The sequence below is a fragment of the Longimonas sp. genome (genome assembly GCF_046498435.1).
Lineage (GTDB): Bacteria > Bacteroidota > Rhodothermia > Rhodothermales > Salinibacteraceae > Longimonas.
The window spans coordinates 1-17,320 of the sequence record NZ_JAWOAR010000116.1 but is presented as its reverse complement, the minus strand read 5'-3'; the positions used below and the strand labels follow the sequence as shown (position 1 = coordinate 17,320).

General features: G+C 60.3%; 15 protein-coding genes. 6 read left to right on the top strand and 9 right to left on the bottom strand.

Annotated features, from left to right (window positions below):
* The coding region (locus R6U20_RS04660) for a hypothetical protein (RefSeq protein WP_410336704.1) at window positions 1-614 on the top strand (614 nt) is incomplete at its 5' end.
* 157 nt (window positions 615-771) lie between these two features.
* Here R6U20_RS04660 and R6U20_RS04655 read toward each other — a convergent pair.
* Both R6U20_RS04655 and R6U20_RS04650 read right to left on the bottom strand, forming a co-directional pair.
* Entirely contained in the window at window positions 772-1,236 is a 465-nt protein-coding gene (locus R6U20_RS04655) for a DUF4783 domain-containing protein (RefSeq protein ID WP_410336703.1), read from the bottom strand.
* A gap of 874 nt (window positions 1,237-2,110) precedes the next feature.
* Window positions 2,111-3,496, bottom strand: coding sequence for an RtcB family protein (locus R6U20_RS04650; protein ID WP_410336702.1), 1,386 nt, complete (start codon window positions 3,494-3,496; stop codon window positions 2,111-2,113).
* A 199-nt stretch (window positions 3,497-3,695) separates the two neighbouring features.
* On the opposite strand from R6U20_RS04650, the gene zapE reads away from it, so the two are divergent.
* On the top strand, window positions 3,696-4,739 hold the full coding sequence (gene zapE / locus R6U20_RS04645) for an AFG1/ZapE family ATPase (protein WP_410336701.1): 1,044 nt from the start codon (window positions 3,696-3,698) through the stop codon (window positions 4,737-4,739).
* Window positions 4,740-4,824: 85 nt separating this feature from the next.
* Here the strand turns inward: zapE and R6U20_RS04640 are convergent, their stop codons facing one another.
* Window positions 4,825-5,226: a hypothetical protein gene (locus R6U20_RS04640; RefSeq protein WP_410336700.1), complete on the bottom strand. Its 402-nt coding sequence runs from the start codon at window positions 5,224-5,226 to the stop codon at window positions 4,825-4,827.
* 161 nt (window positions 5,227-5,387) lie between these two features.
* On the opposite strand from R6U20_RS04640, the gene R6U20_RS04635 reads away from it, so the two are divergent.
* Window positions 5,388-5,684 (top strand): acylphosphatase, encoded by a 297-nt coding sequence (locus tag R6U20_RS04635; RefSeq protein ID WP_410336699.1) that lies wholly within the window; start codon window positions 5,388-5,390, stop codon window positions 5,682-5,684.
* Window positions 5,681-6,610: a peptide chain release factor N(5)-glutamine methyltransferase gene (prmC, locus tag R6U20_RS04630; protein WP_410336698.1), complete on the top strand. Its 930-nt coding sequence runs from the start codon at window positions 5,681-5,683 to the stop codon at window positions 6,608-6,610. The genes R6U20_RS04635 and prmC overlap by 4 nt, the downstream gene beginning before the upstream one ends.
* Before the next feature lie 95 nt (window positions 6,611-6,705).
* Here prmC and R6U20_RS04625 read toward each other — a convergent pair whose 3' ends face one another.
* From R6U20_RS04625 to R6U20_RS04605, 5 genes are all read right to left on the bottom strand, one after another.
* Entirely contained in the window at window positions 6,706-9,162 is a 2,457-nt protein-coding gene (locus R6U20_RS04625) for a BspA family leucine-rich repeat surface protein (protein WP_410336697.1), read from the bottom strand.
* 128 nt (window positions 9,163-9,290) lie between these two features.
* Window positions 9,291-11,156, bottom strand: a complete 1,866-nt coding sequence (locus tag R6U20_RS04620) for an integrin alpha (RefSeq protein ID WP_410336696.1) — start codon at window positions 11,154-11,156, stop codon at window positions 9,291-9,293.
* Between the two features lie 558 nt (window positions 11,157-11,714).
* On the bottom strand, window positions 11,715-12,617 hold the full coding sequence (locus tag R6U20_RS04615) for a histone deacetylase (RefSeq protein ID WP_410336695.1): 903 nt from the start codon (window positions 12,615-12,617) through the stop codon (window positions 11,715-11,717).
* A 65-nt stretch (window positions 12,618-12,682) separates the two neighbouring features.
* A complete protein-coding gene (locus R6U20_RS04610; RefSeq protein WP_410336694.1) occupies window positions 12,683-13,210 on the bottom strand; it encodes a thioredoxin family protein in 528 nt (175 codons plus the stop codon).
* Window positions 13,211-13,389: 179 nt separating this feature from the next.
* Entirely contained in the window at window positions 13,390-13,797 is a 408-nt protein-coding gene (locus R6U20_RS04605; protein WP_410336693.1) for a DUF2085 domain-containing protein, read from the bottom strand.
* A 248-nt stretch (window positions 13,798-14,045) separates the two neighbouring features.
* Between R6U20_RS04605 and groES the strand changes: the two genes are divergently transcribed.
* On the top strand, window positions 14,046-14,336 hold the full coding sequence (gene groES, locus R6U20_RS04600) for a co-chaperone GroES (RefSeq protein WP_098061872.1): 291 nt from the start codon (window positions 14,046-14,048) through the stop codon (window positions 14,334-14,336).
* A 123-nt stretch (window positions 14,337-14,459) separates the two neighbouring features.
* Window positions 14,460-16,145 (top strand): chaperonin GroEL, encoded by a 1,686-nt coding sequence (gene groL / locus R6U20_RS04595; RefSeq protein WP_410336692.1) that lies wholly within the window; start codon window positions 14,460-14,462, stop codon window positions 16,143-16,145.
* 111 nt (window positions 16,146-16,256) lie between these two features.
* On the opposite strand, the gene R6U20_RS04590 is transcribed toward groL, so the two are convergent.
* Entirely contained in the window at window positions 16,257-16,856 is a 600-nt protein-coding gene (locus R6U20_RS04590) for a DUF6429 family protein (protein WP_410336691.1), read from the bottom strand.
* Window positions 16,857-17,320: the final 464 nt, after the last annotated feature.

Sequence of the window (17,320 nt, the reverse complement as noted above, 5' to 3'; positions counted from 1 at the left end):
CTGATTTCCTAGCGGACTTCCTTCGGGAGCATGCCCGGCTCGTCCATCGTGAGCTCCTCGGGCCGGATGACCTCATCCCCTCGTTTGGGGTGTACCGCGTTGACGTGGTGGACGCTGTGGGGACGCTGCTCTCGGACATGGGGGATGGAGATGCCTACTGGAGCGCTGTGGACCGATTCCCGGCCGAGGCCCCCCGAGCAGCGTACGAGCCGCTGTCCCTTCCCGTCACCCTCGGCGATGCTGTAGAGTTGATCGGGTATGCGGTGTCTGCGTCGACTGTGACCCCCAATGAGAAGGTTGATGTCGTGACCCTATGGCGCGTGGTAGGACCGATGCGCGGCGAAGTGACGCAGTTCACCCACCTCTTGGACCAGGCGGGAGAGGTCGTCAGTCAAGTGGACCGATTGGACGTTCCCTCTTGGCAATGGAAGGCGGGGGACATACTCGTCCAACGGCACCGTCTCGAGGTCAACGGAGATGCAGAGCCTGGTCTTCACCACCTGCAGGTCGGTCTGTACACGCGAGACGATATGAGCCGCCTTCCGGTGATCGTGGACGGCGTGGCCAAGGACGACCGTGTGCTCCTGCCTCCGGTGCAGATCGGAGGGCCATGACTCGAGAGTATCGTCCATTCTCCAGACGCCGCTTGGTCCATTGGGTAACGATCGTGGGCATCCTGCTCCTGGCCTGGACCCTTCGTCTCTGCTATCTGGAGGAGGTGCCCCCCGGCTGGCGCGATGACGAGCTGATCAACACCCATGCTCTCTCAGCTCAGCTTCTGGAGGGAAGCTTCCCAGCCACTTCGATGCGTAGTTCATGGAAGACCCATGCGGTAGAGCCTTCGTCGAAGCGGACCATGACACGCACGGGCGTATCGGCCTGGTCGTGATGGTAAATGCCCATTACAAACAAGCTGGCGTCGGCCTCGGCGGTGCGGTCAATAGCAAACGAGCGAGGCGCATGTTGACGCAGATAGTCGCGTATCACGTAGAAGGCTTGCGAGCGGCTGTAGTACGAGCGCGATCCCAGCACGCTCAGTTCAACGCGCTCAGCCGCAGAAGCAAACAGCGTTTCGGGCGTTCCCTTCTCAAACGTTTGTACAACGCGGTCTACCGCCTCCGCATGCGCTGAGGAGTCGGCAGAAGGCGAGGACTGTGCCATACCAAGATGAGGCAACCCAAGAAGAGCGGTTCCGAGCAGCAACGCGATAAGTAGCGTGCGAACTCGAACAGACACACACTTGTCCAGAAGCAACCGTGACGATACGACCATAAAAGCGCAGCAGTCGGGTGCAAAGGGGCGCCTGTGCCTTGGGGATGTGCGTGCAGAAGCACATCTGAAACCAGGGGCATGCAAAAAGCGCAAGGGAGGGGCTGCTGCCTAAGTATCCATTTTCATGTGTATCTAATTACATGTGAGGCAGCAGGCTGCTCGTTAGCGATGCAAGGACCGTACCCAGGCCCCTGTTGCCTCTGTCTGCCTGAGATCTCTCTGCACATGTGCCGCGACAACCGCTTTGGTCTATCCCAAGGGAATGCGAGGGTGCTGCTTTGCCCCCCTTGAACTGTGCTTTCAACCGGCGCCTGAACAACAGACGCTGATTCCCCCTATCTTTCTTGGATACTTCGGGGGGGCGCTGTACCCCACGCTCCACTTGTTTGATCAGCGCCCTGCGTTGCACGCTAAGATCCAACCGTCTCCTATATCATACGATCGGATTCCCAGGCCGTCCACCGCCTTATACACGTTGGCATAGGGAGGAAATCGCTGGCTGGGGAGCAAAGGTGCGAGATCGGCACCTGCCGGAGATGGATTTGTCGTGCAGGCAATTCCGTCGTGTGTATTCGTCAGTCCTTCATGCTATGCTTGGGCGGCCCTACTTGGACGGTCGCGGACTGCCGATATCGGCGAACATCCGATGTCGTGCACAGAAGCAATTTCCCAACGGGCAACCAGATTTGGTTTTATACCAGAGAGTCCCAAGAGGCGTTTGGGATCGTTACCTGCCATCCATCCAGCACCGGGTTGTTCATCTCCGGGAAGTGTCTCGATCTGGCGCAATGGTCACGCAGGCAAGAGACACTTGTCCTGGAGCGGGTGTCATCGATTCTTAGTCGCTACTGACAACGGAGAGCGGGCGGATGCGCGCCACTTTCGAAGCCAGCCCGGCCCCCACAACGGTATCGACGACGGCCTCGACATCGTCTTTCGTCTGCACGCCGCCTTTGCTGCTATCGAGCGAGGCTTGAGCCGACATCTCTTGCGCGCTGATGGTGCGCCCGGCGCCATGGCAGGCCGAGCCGTAGCTTTTCTGCATGCTGTCGCGCGTGGCCAGCATTACGAACGACGTGTTGTTGCGTTCGCCCGGCACGATAACCGGCTGCCCCAGCGCACGGTACGGCAGCGAGATGCCCGGCGTGCCCGGACCGAAGGCCCGTGCTGCGCCCTTCCGGTGCACAAAGCAGCGTGCGTGGTGGTCGTCTACCTGATGCATCTCGACGTGGCCGAGCGTGTGGGCTACATCGTACACGGTGCGCAGGCGGTCGCCCAGCCCGCCGAGTGCGTCGTCGGCCGACTCGCGGACGCGGTGAGCCAGCACCTGGCGATTGGCGTAGGCGTAGTTGGCTGCTGCACGCATCGCCCCGATGTAATCCTCGGCCTCCGACACGTCGAGGGGCATGTACGCAAGGTCGTCGGAGGGCGGCGTGGTGTCGTGCTTCGGCCCCGCCTCGCGGAAGCGCTCGATGTAGTCATCGCAGACCTGGCGTCCGTATCCGCGCGAGCCGCAGTGGATGAGTACCGTGAGACGGCCTTTGCGGAGCCCCATGGTGAGCCCGGCGGCCCGGTTGTAAACCTCTTCGACCACGCCTACCTCAATAAAGTGGGCTCCGCTGCCCAGCGTACCAAGCTGGCGCGCCCCTGCATCGCGGGCTGCTGCGCTTACCTTGTCCGGGTTCGACTCGTTGAGACGCCCGCCCTCTTCGGCACGCACCAGATCATCCTGGCGCGCCATGTCGCTACGCAGCGCCCACTGGGCTCCGGACTGCGCCACGTGATCCACCTCGCTTTTGTTGAGATGCAGCGAGCCTTCGGCATCGTTGCCACAGGGAATGGCCTCGCACAGCGCATCGTGGAAATTATCGAGATCGCCCTCGACATCCGACAGGCGAATAGAGGAGCCCAGCAGCCGAACCCCGGTGTTGATGTCGCGTCCAATAGCCGCGGGCGCAATGGCCCCGACCGGGTACTTCGACACCGCCACAATGCCGACCGGCGCCCCCTTTCCGGGCGATACGTCGGGCATCACCATAAGATGGCCGACCAGTCCAGGCAGCGAAGCCGTCTGGATGATCTGGTCGGCTGTAGGACCCAACAGGATGCGTTCAAGTAGCGCCTCGTTGGCCAGAAACCGAACCGGCACCCGCATGTCAGGCACTGCGGATACCGGGAGTTCCCAGGTAAAGTCATCGATTTGCGCCACATCAGAACGATCCATACGCATCAGAATACACGCGTCGAATCCATGCTATAAAGCAGGAGCGACGAGTGTGTATATTGGGTTATGAGCGGAATATCTACAGTCGGGTTTAACCTCTGTAACATTTTATGTGTTCCGTTCACAGCGGGGTGTGCCCCCATCATGTGTGGGGCTCCCCCCCTGCCTTCACCTGCATTTAGCGCCGAATATACACCCTATGAATCTGTCGCTGCCGCCTCGGTTTGAATCGGCTACGTTTGCATCGTACGTGCCAGCTACTCCGTCGCAGGCGGATGCGTGCCGGGCCGTGCAGGCCTTTGTAGAGGCTGCGCCGTGGGATGATAGCTGGATGCGGACGATCTGGAATCGCCATGCGGGCACCGTTCGGAAGCGTGGGCTCTATCTGGTGGGACCGGTAGGCACCGGCAAGACGCATCTGATGGCGGCGGCGTACCAGGCGCTGCATCCGCATACGCCCTGCGGCTTTGTGCACAGCCGCACGCTCTTTCAGCAGACAACACCGCCCCAAGCGGTGGCGCAGTCGATTGCCGACCAATGCACGCTGCTCTGTCTCGATGAGGTCGAGATCGATGACCCGGCCAACGAAGCCCGCCTGGTGCATACCTTGCAGGCGCTCGACGCAGCCGGCGTCTACTTGCTGGCCTCCAGCAACGTGCGTCCTGAGGCCTTTGCCAAAACCAATGTGGGACCCACGCGCTTCGAGCATTTCTTGCGCAATGCCTTTGGGCAGCGCTACGCCTTGCAGCCCGTGGAGGGGCCTGACCACCGCCGCGAGGGCACGGCACAGCATGATCAGACCGGCACCATTTGGGTCGGGGCGTCCGATGCCACGCGAGAGCGGCTGGATGCGGCGTGTCAGGTGCACGATGCTGTGCTCCGCCTCTCGTTCGATGCGCTCCGCGAGCGTAGCCGCACCACGGCCCACAACGCGCTCGTCGACGAACTGGTGGAGCCTGACTGCCTGGCGGTCGAGAACGTAACGCTCGCCTCCACCGACGACGCACTCCGCCTGCTCCGCATTGTAGATGCGCTTTACACGCATCCCCAGGCGCCGGTGCTCTACATGACCGCTCCTACACCGCCCGACGACTGGTTTGCACCCGAGCAGTTTGCTGGACTGGCGCAGGCCATTGCCGAGAAGTTTACGCGCACAGTTTCACGCTTGCATGCGCTCTGTACGGTTGAGCACGTGGCCCGCGTATCCCCCAAAACAACGATGCATGAAAGGATGGAGGGGTGAAGGGGGGGAGGGAAGGATGGATGGATGGAAGGGTGGAGGAGGTCTAAGAGCGCACCTTTTGGGATCACTTGTTTCAATCCATGGGCTACTCGGAGTTGTCTTTGGTGTCGTCAATGGGCATTGCCTCCAACAGATCAATGGGGGTGCCCCACATGCGAATAGAGGGCTGGCTGGACTTTTCCTCGCCGCGAAAGCGAATCTCAAGCCCCTCGGTCTGGAGCGAGTCAGGCAGCGAGCCGCTCGGGTCGTAGCGGGTGCTGTCGGGTGTAATAATCGCCCAGAAGCCGCCTTCCATTTCAACGTAGGTAACGGTTCCTGTGGTACTTACCAGGTTTTCAGGATTGGGACCTTCTTCGTCAGAAGGGGTCGGAGGATCAGCAGGCATAGTGGTATCGGGGGCCGATGAGCCGCATCCGCCCAGCACGAGCAGAGCGCCCAGCAGCGCAGTCATGCAGAGCCAACCCAGACGCGCAGTGTAAGCAGTCATAGTAGGGGATGCGAATCGTGAATGCATACAACGAAAAGGAATACTGCTCGTTAGGATACGACGAAGCCGCTCAGGGCGCAAATCGTTTCGCGTTGTGGCTTGCGTACTGTGCCTCTAACGTATTCTCGCGCCATATTCTTGCATCAAGTAGAATTAAACGTATGAGTCATTCGGATTCGCCAGCACAGCGCCTGTCGGCCCGCGTTACCGGACGCGTACAGGGCGTGGGCTTTCGCCACTTTACCCGCACCACTGCGCAGCAGCACAGTCTTACCGGATGGGTGCGCAACGAACCCGACGGCTCGGTCCGGCTGGAGGCCGAGGGGCCGCGTGCTGACCTCGAAACACTTCTCGATGCGGTACACGACGGGCCGCGTCCGGCGCGTGTTGAGTCGGTCGAGGCGGAGTGGAATGCAGCCACCGACGCGTTCAGCCAGTTTGAGGTGCGGTACGCATGAGCATATCGTTGTTGGGGGATTCGGAGCTGCCTGCTGAATGTGCAGTGCACGAGGCGCTGCACTGGGCGGCACAGCACCTTGAGGCGGTCGAAGGGCGCGCCCATCAGCAGGCGCGATGGCTCCTGGCCGAGGTGCGGGAGCAGTCGACCACCCAGCTGGCCGCCGATGCGCGCGCTTCGCTTACCGAGGCGGAGCGCCAGCAGTTCATGACGCTCGTAGCGCGGCGCATGCAGGGCGAGCCGCTTCAGCATGTGCTGGGCCACACCAATTTCTATGGACTGCGCATCCAGGTCAGCCCCGATGTGCTCATCCCACGCCCCGAAACCGAAGCCGTGGTTGAGCGGGCGCTGGCGCTGCTTGCGGATGTTGAGGCCCCGCGCATCTTCGACGCCGGAACCGGCAGCGGATGCATCGCCTGCGCGCTCAAGCATGAACGTCCCGGTGCCAGGGTGGCCGCGGGCGACGTGTCTGAGGCGGCGCTCGATGTGGCACGGGCCAACGGGACGGCGCTCGGCCTCGACATCACATGGCAGCCCTTCGACATGGCTGCGCCCAATGCTGCTGCGGCCGTGCCCGGGGCCCTGGATCTGCTCATCTCGAATCCCCCGTACGTCCCCGACGATGAAGCCGACACGCTTAGCGCAGTCGTGCGCGATTACGATCCGCCCGAAGCGCTCTTCACCGGCCCCGATGCGCTCCGCTTCTACCGCGCGCTGGCCGATTGGGGATACGAAGCGGTGCAGCCTGGCGGATATCTGCTCGTAGAAACGCACACTGACGGCGCTGAGTCTGTGGCGCGCCTCTTCCGCACGCAGGGGTGGATCGACGTGCATCAGAAAGACGACTGGACCGGGCGGCCACGCATGGTGTGGGGGCGGCGCCCCAGTAGCTCCAAATTGTCGTCTGAGAATACGAAACGAGGGTAGCATACCCATGCATTCCTCCAACCCCGTCACAAAAAAGAGGACGCTTCCTTTTGGAAAGCGCCCTCTACGTTTGAACTGGCAATCCCACACGAGTGTTAGCGGACCACAGTTAGGCGGCGGGTGGCCTTGAACGACTCGCCCTCCACGCGTACGAAGTAGGTGCCGCTGGAGAGTTCATCGGCGTTCACCCGCAGTTCGGTTGGCGTGTTGCCGTCGATCTCGCCCCGGTGGAGCGTGGTCACGCGGCGGCCCAGCATGTCGTACACCGTGGCGGTAACGGGCTGGGTCTGCTGCACCGTCAACTCCAGCGTTGCGTCACTGCGTGAGGGGTTGGGATAGGCGTCGCTAAGTTCATAGGCCGCATCCAGGGTAACGTCCACCTCGACCGGGTCGGAGAAGGACTCGGTGCCGTCGGTATCGACCTGGCGGAGGCGGAAGGTGTGCGTGCCTGCGTCAACCTCTTCAGCGGTGAAGCTGTACGACTGCGGCTCATCGGTCGTGCCGCCTTCGGCTTCTGACTCCACGAAGCCGAGCGTGGTCCACGACACGTCGTCATCGGAGGCGTCCTCGGCAGCCCCGTCGGCGCGCTGCACCTCGAAGCCGGCGTTGTTCTCCTCGGAGGCAGTCTCCCACTGCAAGGAGACCGATTCCTCGGCATGGGTGGCGGTAAAGTCGGTCAGCTCCACCGGGAGCGGATTGCTGTCGCTCGCAAATACAAACTCGCTGAAGCCGCCGGTGGTGGCGACGATCTCGTCCTCGCTATCGTCGTAGCTCGTGGTCAGCTCGGCAAAGTCGCCGGTGCCGGGTACGGGTCGGCTGTAGATGGTGATGTCATTGGGGTCGGAAATGCCTCCGAAGGCGGCTTCGTCGAAGCGCACTTCGGTATTATCGGAGAAGGAGAGCCCGGCTTCGGCCACGATCACCACGCGGTAGGGGCTGATGTTTGTTTCGTTCACGCCGCCGACATTGCGGGGCATATCGTCGAAGCGGGCGGCGGTGACGCGTCCAGAGCCGCCCACGCCGTCGAAGTCAACGCGGGCATCGGTATCGCCGAGGGTGACGGAGCCACTGCTTGACACATCAGCCGAGCCGTTGCCGGCCAGTACCTCGTCGGGACAGTCAGTTTGCTGTCCGTCGTCGTTGAAGGTCCAGTTGTAGGCCTGCGTGAGATGCTCACGAAACGCGTTGCTATTGCAGTACTCGATGCCCCCAGCGTCGAGGTCAACATCTGATTCCACGTCGCGCCCGGCCCATCCGATGAGGGTGCGGTCGTAGTTGACGGCCGAGAGGCCAGAGCCATCAAACGTGCTGCCCATGAACGTCACATTGGAAACGTTCCAGGCCCCGAGGTCCTGGTCGAAGGAGGTTGCATTCTCGAACATACTGCTTAAGGAGGTCACGTTGGAGACATCCCAGCTTCCGAGGTCCTGATTAAAGGCGGATGCATTCTCGAACATATTAAACACGTCGGTGACGCTGGAGACGTCCCAATTCCCGATGTCCTGGTTGAACGAGGAGGCCCCGCTGAACATCCCGACCAAGCGTGGACCACCGGAAACATCCCAGTCTCCGATGTCTCCATTGAAGGAAGTCGCATTCAGGAACATGAAATCCATGCGAGTCACACTGGAGACGTCCCAGGCGGTGTATTCCTCGGAGGTGCCTTCATTGACCGTCTTCGTGTCTATATTCTGGTCAAAATCTGATGCCCCCTCAAACATGCGACGCATGTCGCTGACGTTGGAGACGTCCCAATCCCCGATGTCTTGATTGAAAGACGACGCATCCTTAAACATGCGTTGCATGTTCTCCACACTGGAGACATCCCAATCCCCGATGTCCTGGTTGAAAGGTGCAAACTCGAACATATTACGCATATCGGTGACGTTAGAGACATCCCAACTGCCAATGTCCTGATCGAAAGATGATGCAGCACGGAACATGCGATTCATATCCGTCACGCTGGAGACGTCCCAGTCGCCGATGTCCTGACTGAAATCGTCAGCGTCAACGAACATCCGGCTCATGTCAGTAACGCTGGAGACGTCCCAACTACTAATGTCCTGATTGAAAGACTCGGCGCTCCAGAACATGCGGAGCATATTTTCAACGTTGGAGACATTCCAACTCCCAATATCCTGATTGAAGGCGCCGGCACCGTCGAACATATTGCGCATGGTGGTGACGGAGGAGACGTCCCAGCTCCCGATGTCCTGATCGAAGGCGTCTTCACCGTTAAACAGAGCTCCCATGTCCGTAATCCCGCTGGTGCAGGTGGTAGCAAGGTCGGGGTTATTTCCATCTTCATTTAATAAATCATCCATCCCATCGCGGTCGCGCTTGGTGTAGGTGGTGCCGTCGACCTCGCCGGTATCCCCCACGTTGGCATCCGGGCACTTCACGGTCACGCCGTTGTCATCCAGGTAGAAGTCCGAGTTGTCCTGGGCCTGAGCGGGGGTGGGGCCTGCCAGGGAGCCTGCCAGGAGCAGCCCCGCGGCCATCAGAGCGTAAAGAAAGGAAGACGATGAGTCGGCTGCAATACGTACAGTCATGGCAGATACAGTCATGACAGGTAAGGGGAACTAAAAGTAAACCAGTGTTCGTGAACACGACGTAGCAAATCAGACTTCGAGGGGCCGGTGTCATACGGGGCTCCTCATCGTTGCGCTGCGGAGGCCTCTCACGGAGTCTCGGGCGGGTACGCCTCCATGCGCTCCGTCAGGCGCTCGGTGTACAGCGCTTCGAGGAGGGCCCGGAGCTCCTCGCGCCGCTCTGCCGGATCGTCGTCCTCCGTAACCGTACCAAAGAGAGAAAGCGCGTAGTCGCCCGGGAAGAGCGCCACCACGACGGCCTCATGGCCCCGGTACTGGATGTTTCCTTCGTGCAGCTCGTGGCCCTCGAACTCGCGAACGCGGATGTCTTCGCCCTTCGAATCGAGCGAATCGAGTCTCCGGTTCTGCATTCGTTCGCTGTAAGAAATATCTACTGCAATGATATCAGGATCGTCGTCTCTCATATTTCCATAGATCGAAGCGACTTTCGGCTCCTCGTCATCCGGCACCGTGAAGGGATCAGTGTGACCTCCCAAAGAATCGGGCATCCACGAGGCCAGCTCTTCACTGCTGGCTCGATTCATCTCCCGGATCTGGTCGGCCTCTTCGGGAGACCGTTCGGGGATGTCGAGGTCGGCGCTGTTGTAGATACGGACGTCTTCGCCGCCCAAAACGAGACGAGAGCGATCCGAGTCGTCACCGTGGAGCGCCGAAAGCGATGCCGAAACCATCGGGCGCGGACCCGTATCCTTCACCGATGTGTGCACCCGGAGGCGTGAAGAAAAATCAGCCTTGAGGCCCGCCAGTTGCTCGCCCGTCACGCCGTCCAGCACGAAGACCTTGCCGTCGTCGCTCGTAACCAGCAAATCCGTGGTTTCGTCGCCGTTCACGTCTCCGGCGGGAGCAATGCCCTGCCCGAAGGTCCGGTGTGATTTGACGCCGGGTTCGTCCGGATCAATTTCCTCTTCTTGTTCGAGGGTATGGAGGTGTGCCCCGCTGGCCCCGCTAAAAATAGGGACTTCTCCGTCAGGGTCCATCCCCGTGGCAAAATGCGGCATTCCAATTGCCAGGTCGTCAACACCGTCGTTGTCCACGTCTGGGACTTGAGCGACGGAAGAGCCGAAAGCCCAATAGTCGGGGTTTTGGCTCTCGTCGGGCACGTCCTCGTGTGTAAACGAGTGGAGCACCTCACCGGTGGCACCGTCGAACACGTACGCACGGCCCAGGGCGTCCAAGTCGTCGAGTTCCGATTGTATCTCCGGTGGCTTGAGATCATCGCTCCACGGTTCCGGTTCGATGGGAGCGGCCACCAGCACATCCGGCGTGCCGTCGTCGTTGACGTCGTCGATCACGCTTACCTCGTGTCCGAAAAAGGGCTCGGGCGTGTCAGCGGGAGAGGTCAGACGACGTTCCAGTTCGCCTGAGGGAAGGGAAAAGAGCAGCACTTCGCCCGGCCTGCCGACGGCCAGCAGCTCCGGGCTCTCCGCGGTGCCAGCGTCGAGGGACGCGGCTGCTCCGGGAGTATCGCCGGGATCGAGCGTGCGAATGGGATCGAAAGAGGCTCCGCTCACGAGCACGGGAGGCGCTGCGGCGTCTACGTCCTCCGCAGACGACAGCGATCCGACTGCGAAATCCGTCGTGCCGTCGTCATCCACGTCGCCGAGCGGCGTGAGAGACGCTCCGAATCCGGCCTCGGGCTCCTCCGGCGCTGTGAGCGAATCAACGAGTTCGCCGGAGGCGCTGTCGTACCGGTAAACGCGGCCTGCGGTCACGGCCTCGCCGTCGGACGAGAGGCCGGGTACGCCGACGAGCAGGTCGGATGTGTCGTCGCCGAGGGTTTCAACCGTTGCCCCGGCAAGCGAAGTATCTTCCTGCAGGGTGGGAGGGTTAATTTCGAGGCTGGGCTCCTGGCCTTGCGCCTCGGGAACGGGGGCGGAAGCGAGAAGCCCAATCACAAGGAAGACGAACAGGGGACTGCGAAGAAGAAGGGTCATGTCTCCATGCAAAATGAGTCTGGAAAAACGAGGGACTCAAGACGCAGGTAGCGTTGAGCATCGCCAGATATCACATCGCTGGCCTTCTACCACAAATCAGCAGAGGACGAATTTGTAGCACATGGCCGAGATGGGGGCCGCGACTATTTTGTCCTTTGACTGTCTATAGTCACATGCGTATGGGAAGGCACCCACCGGACACGACGCTGATCTGCCTACTCAGGTCAATCCCAGGATGACAGGATGGGGGACTGTATCCCGTTGCATCATCCTGGGGAGAGTCAGTCTGCGAACGTAGATTCAGGGTTCGCACGGAGATTCCGCCTACTCGCTTTTGCTGGGAAACGTCCACAGCACATTGCTCAACTATCGCATCATACCAAATCTGGTTGCGGCACTGCGGTATCGTTTCTCCACGCGCACCGGATTTGATTCGTCAGGCAGCGGCTATCGGTTTTGTGTGGGGGTGGATGGGGGAAGGATGAATGTTTTTTTTCATCCACCTGTCCACGCTTCCATCCCTCCATTCCCAACGGAGCATGCGGAGGTGACATCACGCTACGCCCCATACACACGCGCAGCTTCGCGATGCATGATCGCGTGCAGGTCAGCCGTGGCGGCGGTCGTTTCCGCGTATCCGCCCGAAAGCAGGAGCACCGCCGCCAGGTCGCGCTGATGGATCTGTTCTAGCACGTAGCCATCACGCTGATGGAGGCCCTCGCGGGTGAGCGCCAGGCGTCCGTAGCGGTCGCCCGCCATCACATCGATGCCTGCAAGATAGAACACGAGGTCGGGCCGGGCGGCATCGAGCACGGCGGGTAGATGCGTCGTGAGCGCCTCCATGTAGGCGGTGTCGGAGCAGCCATCGGGCAGCGGTACATCGTGGGTGGAGGGCGGCTTTTCGAAGGGATAGTTCTTGGCGCCGTGCATCGAGAAGGTGTACACGTCGGGTGCATCCGCAAAGAACGCTGCATTGCCATTGCCCTGATGCACATCCAGGTCGACGATGCAGACGCGCTGAATCCAACACGCCTGCTGCAGCACGCGGATGGCTACAGCCACGTCGTTGAGCACGCAGAAGCCCTCGCCGTGGCCCGGCATAGCGTGGTGCGTTCCCCCTGCAATATTCGCCGCTACGCCGTCCTCGAGGGCCATCATAGCCGCGTTGAGAGTGCCCTGCACCGCCACCCGCGAGCGGTAGACGAGCCGCTCAGACCAGGGCAATCCCATGCGGCGTTCGGCACGGTCGGAGAGGGTGCCCGCGGCAAGTGCGTTTAGATAATCAGCTGTGTGCACATGCTGCAAATCAGCCCAGTCGGCCTGGCGCGGAGGAACAACCTCGTGGGGATGCAGCAGGCCCTCACGGAGCAGCAGGTTGTGCAGCGCCGGAAACTTGCCCATTGGGAACGGATGACCCTCGGGCAGCGGCACGTAGTAGCCGTCTTGGTAGCTGACGCGCATCAGGCAACGAAGGGAGCGTGGGAGCAGAAAGGGCCTGAGCCCTGAAATGAAGTTACGAAGTGGGGCTACTCGTCTGTAAATGCCTCAAGCGACTGATCGCGGAAGGCTCCTGTGCCTACGTATCGCATAAGCAGCATAAAATCGTCGCGCTCCACTGCGCCCGGCAGCGTTCCAATGTGCTCGCCTGTCTCATCCATGAAGATGAGCGAAGGGAAGCCACGGGCTCCCAAACGATTTGCGAGGTCGGGAGCAGCAACCTCTTTGCCTTCAAACTGATGAGTTTCCTCGGGGTCGTCGGCGTTCACGCGCACCATTACGAAGTGCTCGTTCATGAGCGCTTGCACGTCGCCATCGGTGTACACTTCTTGCTCGATGCGCTGGCAGTACGGGCACCAGGGCGCATACACATAGATAAACACAAACTTCTCCTCATCGGCAGCGGTGTCGAAGGCGGTGGTCATTTCAGACACCGGCATAGCATCTGTCCATGCGTCGGACTCAGATGTGTCGGCGTCCGATTGCGCGTTGCTGGGGGGGGCAAGCAGAAGCAACGGCAGGGTGAGCAGAAGCAGGCAGCGAGACGCAGTGGTCATGGAGGCAGGAGATCAGGAGCAAAGCAAACGCAGGGCCTTCGTGGTTGGCGTGCCCTGTGCGTGTGGGATGAGTGGGTGCCGCATCGGGTTCCTATGCCAGACTGTAGACAGGCTACATGGGATGCATTGGAATGCGTGGAGTGGGCACGGTCCTACTGAATCCCCGTAACGCACTTTTCTTAATGGGTATGGGGGGAGGCTGAGCGGATTGCCCGGACCACCACCCAGGCCACAACCCCGCCGAGCCAGAGTCCGGTAGCCAGGCGCGAGCTCGGCGTGTTGGGCCAGAGATTGAGCCAGGGACCCAGCCAGTCGACAAGCGCCGGGGCAAGTCCGATGCTTAACACGATACGCGTTTGTAGGGAGCGGATGGAGCCATTCGATGCCCAGACAGCTGCGGGCACGACCCCTGCAAGCAATCCACCAAGAAGTCCGCCGCTGTAAATGCCGATGCACCGGTCGCACACTGCCAGTGCCGTACCCTGAACGTGGGGCACGCGCTCGGGGAGCTGGTGGCAGAACGGAGCGAATGCCTCTGTAACCAGCGCCTGTGCCCATGCAGGCAGCCACGCAGGAGCAGTTGCCATTCCCACAAGCAGACTGGCCAATGCAGGGATGAGCATCCAGCGCGCAGGTGTCGCGAAGCCCAATAATGAAGAGTTGTTACGTGGCATCGAACGTATGATCTTACGTTAAAGCAGAGAGCAAAAACGGAACACCCTGCGGGGGGTATGGTTCAGGAAAGCGAGTTGTTAGCACTCACTACTCCCGAGTGCTAACAGTATTGAGATGACGACTGTTCGCATGTTATCCGCTCACCAAACCCAACCCCATTATGGCGAAGATTCAACCGCTGGGCGACCGCGTGGTCGTCGAGCCCAAACCTGCCGAAGAAAAAACCGATAGCGGCCTTTACATTCCTGACTCGGCGCAAGAGAAGCCGCAGAAAGGCACTGTTGTAGCAATCGGGCCGGGCCGTGTCGAAAACGGCAACAAGATTGACCTGACGGTAGCCGAAGGCGACCAGGTGCTGTACGGTAAGTACTCGGGCACCGAGGTTACCCTCGACGGGAAAGACTTCCTCATCATGCGCGAGAGCGACATCTTTGGCGTCGTGGAAGACTAAGTAGACGCCGCCCGCTCAACCGCAGTTGAGGCGCATTCCCGCGCATCCTACTGCACGCCGCCGGATCTTGCAGGTGGCCCCGCATTCCTCGCATTCCCTCACACAAGCTGACCACACTACACTATGGCTAAACAAATTGTATTTGATGCTGAAGCGCGCAATGCGCTGAAGGCAGGCGTTGACAAATTGGCCCGCGCCGTAAAGGTGACGCTGGGCCCGAAAGGACGCAACGTCGTTATTGAAAAATCATTTGGCGCACCGACCGTCACGAAAGACGGCGTTTCGGTTGCGAAAGAAATCGAGCTTGAGAAGAAGCTCGAAAACGTAGGCGCGCAGATGGTGAAAGAGGTCGCTTCGAAGACCTCGGACGTGGCTGGCGACGGTACCACCACCGCAACGGTGCTGGCCCAAGCCATCATGACACAAGGCCTGAAGAGCGTGACCGCAGGCTCGAATCCGATGGATCTGAAGCGCGGCATTGGAACGGCGGTAGAAGCTATCGTGGCTGATCTGCATGAGCAGAGCAACCCGGTAGAAGGCAAAGGCCGCATTGCCCAGGTCGCTACCATCTCGGCAAACAACGACAATGCAGTCGGCGAGTTGATCGCAGATGCGTTTGACCGTGTCGGCAAAGACGGTGTGATCACCGTAGAAGAAGCTAGCGGCATCGAAACGCACCTCGACGTAGTCGAAGGTATGCAGTTCGACCGCGGCTACCTCTCGCCCTACTTCGTCACCGACTCTGACAACATGCAGGCGGTGCTCGAAGATGCGTATGTGCTGATCTACGACGACAAGATCAGCAACATGAAGGATCTGCTGCCAGTGCTTGAGAAGGTATCGCAGACGGGCAACCCGCTGCTGATTATCGCCGAAAACATTGAAGGCGAAGCACTCGCCACGCTCGTGGTGAACAAGCTGCGTGGTACGCTGAAGGTAGCGGCTGTGAAGGCGCCTGGCTTTGGCGACCGTCGCAAGTCGATGCTCGAAGACATTTCGGTGCTGACGGGCGGAACCGTTATCAGCGAAGAGAAGGGCTATCGTCTCGAAAACGCTACGCTCGACTATCTCGGGCAGGCCAACCGCATCACCATCGACCAGGATACCACCACGGTGGTGGACGGAGCGGGCTCCGAAGAAGAAATCAACGCCCGGGCCAACCAGATCCGCCAGCAGATCGACAGCTCCACGTCGGATTACGACCGCGACAAGCTGCAAGAGCGTCTCGCGAAGCTCTCGGGTGGCGTTGCGGTGCTGAACGTAGGCGCGGCGACCGAGCCGGAGATGAAAGAGAAGAAGGCGCGCGTCGAAGATGCGCTCCACGCCACGCGTGCTGCCGTTGAAGAAGGCGTACTGCCCGGCGGCGGCGTTGCATACCTGCGTGCGCTGCATGCGCTCGACGGACTCGACGTCGAAAACCAGGACCAGGAGATTGGCGTCTCGATTGTGCGCCGTGCGCTCGAAGAGCCGCTGCGTCAGATCGCGTCGAACACGGGCCTCGAAGGCTCCATCGTGGTACAGCGCGTGAAGGAAGGCGAAGATGACTTCGGCTTCAACGCACGCACCGAAGAGTACGGCCCGCTCCTTGAGCAGGGCGTGCTCGATCCCACGAAGGTGACGCGTAGCGCCCTCGAAAATGCCGGATCCGTTGCGGGTCTGCTGCTCACCACCGAATCCGTAATCGCCGATCGCGAAAGCGAAGACGATGGCGACAACGGCGGCGGTGGCGGTGGCGCCCCCGGAGGCGGCGGCATGCCGGCCGGAATGGGCGGCATGGGCGGCATGGGCGGAATGGGTGGCATGATGTAAGCCCCCGTTTCGCGCACTCCGCGCGAACCGACTGAACGCTACGCGGCGGCTCCTCATGTTCGAGGAGCCGCCGCTTTTTTTGTTCGGTACAGTCGCTTCCGACAGCGGGCATTAGCTGGCCCGTTTGGCCTTGAAGGAAGACCGGTCTCCTTTATGCGTATTTATCAAGCCTTCTACCTCATTTTCTCCGTTCAGCTTCATCCAGCCGCTCCCGCTGACTGGGTCCATTTCACCTCGACCTTCCCAGGTAAAGGCAAATTTCTCATCCCCGACTTCTCGTTCGATATATCCATCAAGGGAGCCAGTCACGAGCCCAAACTGGAAATTGCCGAGATGATCTGACCGGACTTCAACATAGGCTTGCACCTCCATGTTAAAGTAGTCTTCATCCCACATCTCCATCTCGTAGATGTGCCAGGTCCCGACGAACCCGTCGCCTGCCTCAGTGCTTTCGCGTTCGTCTGCATTCGTGGCGTCTGTTCCAAAGAATTGGTCGAAGAGCCGCCTGGACTCTTCGATGGATTCGGGGGGAAGCACGACCGACTTGGCTTTCGAGACGGGGTCGCCAATCCAGCCCTTCTCATGAAGTCGGTCAAGCACATCCCAGTCATGGCCCTTCCATGCACGTCCACCAAACTCGTCGACGTCATGCAGCGTCAGCGAGAGTAGGGCCAGGACGGTCTGATCGACTTTTTCAGTGTCGTATTCCATACCAATCACCCTAAGCTGTCTGGTTTCGTCGTAGTTTGAGCGAATGTTTGCGTCCGGCGGGCTTCTGTTGGACATTCATGACGTACATAACCGAGACGCTCATGTGTCCTCTCGCGTCGCGGGATGCAAAGCCTTGAATACCGAAGGGAGGCCGCAGCTTGTGCTAAGTGACCTCAACAATGGTTTTGGGGATTGCCGGGTGGACTCCCCTCTATCCTACCTGTCCTCCCCGAGGAGGCTAGTCTATGCACACAACCTGGAATAGCTGTGCGCGTCTAATATAGGCTGGTGTTCATTTTTGCCTTGATGCAAAAACGAACCAGACGAGCGAAGCGACTCACGAAGTAAAAAAATCAAGGCCCAAAGGATGACCGCAAGGGCCCCTGGAAGAACTGGGCCTGACTGCGCCCTCCGGTCCGCTAAAATTGATCAAACTCACTCGCAGGCTCGCTCAAACAGGATCA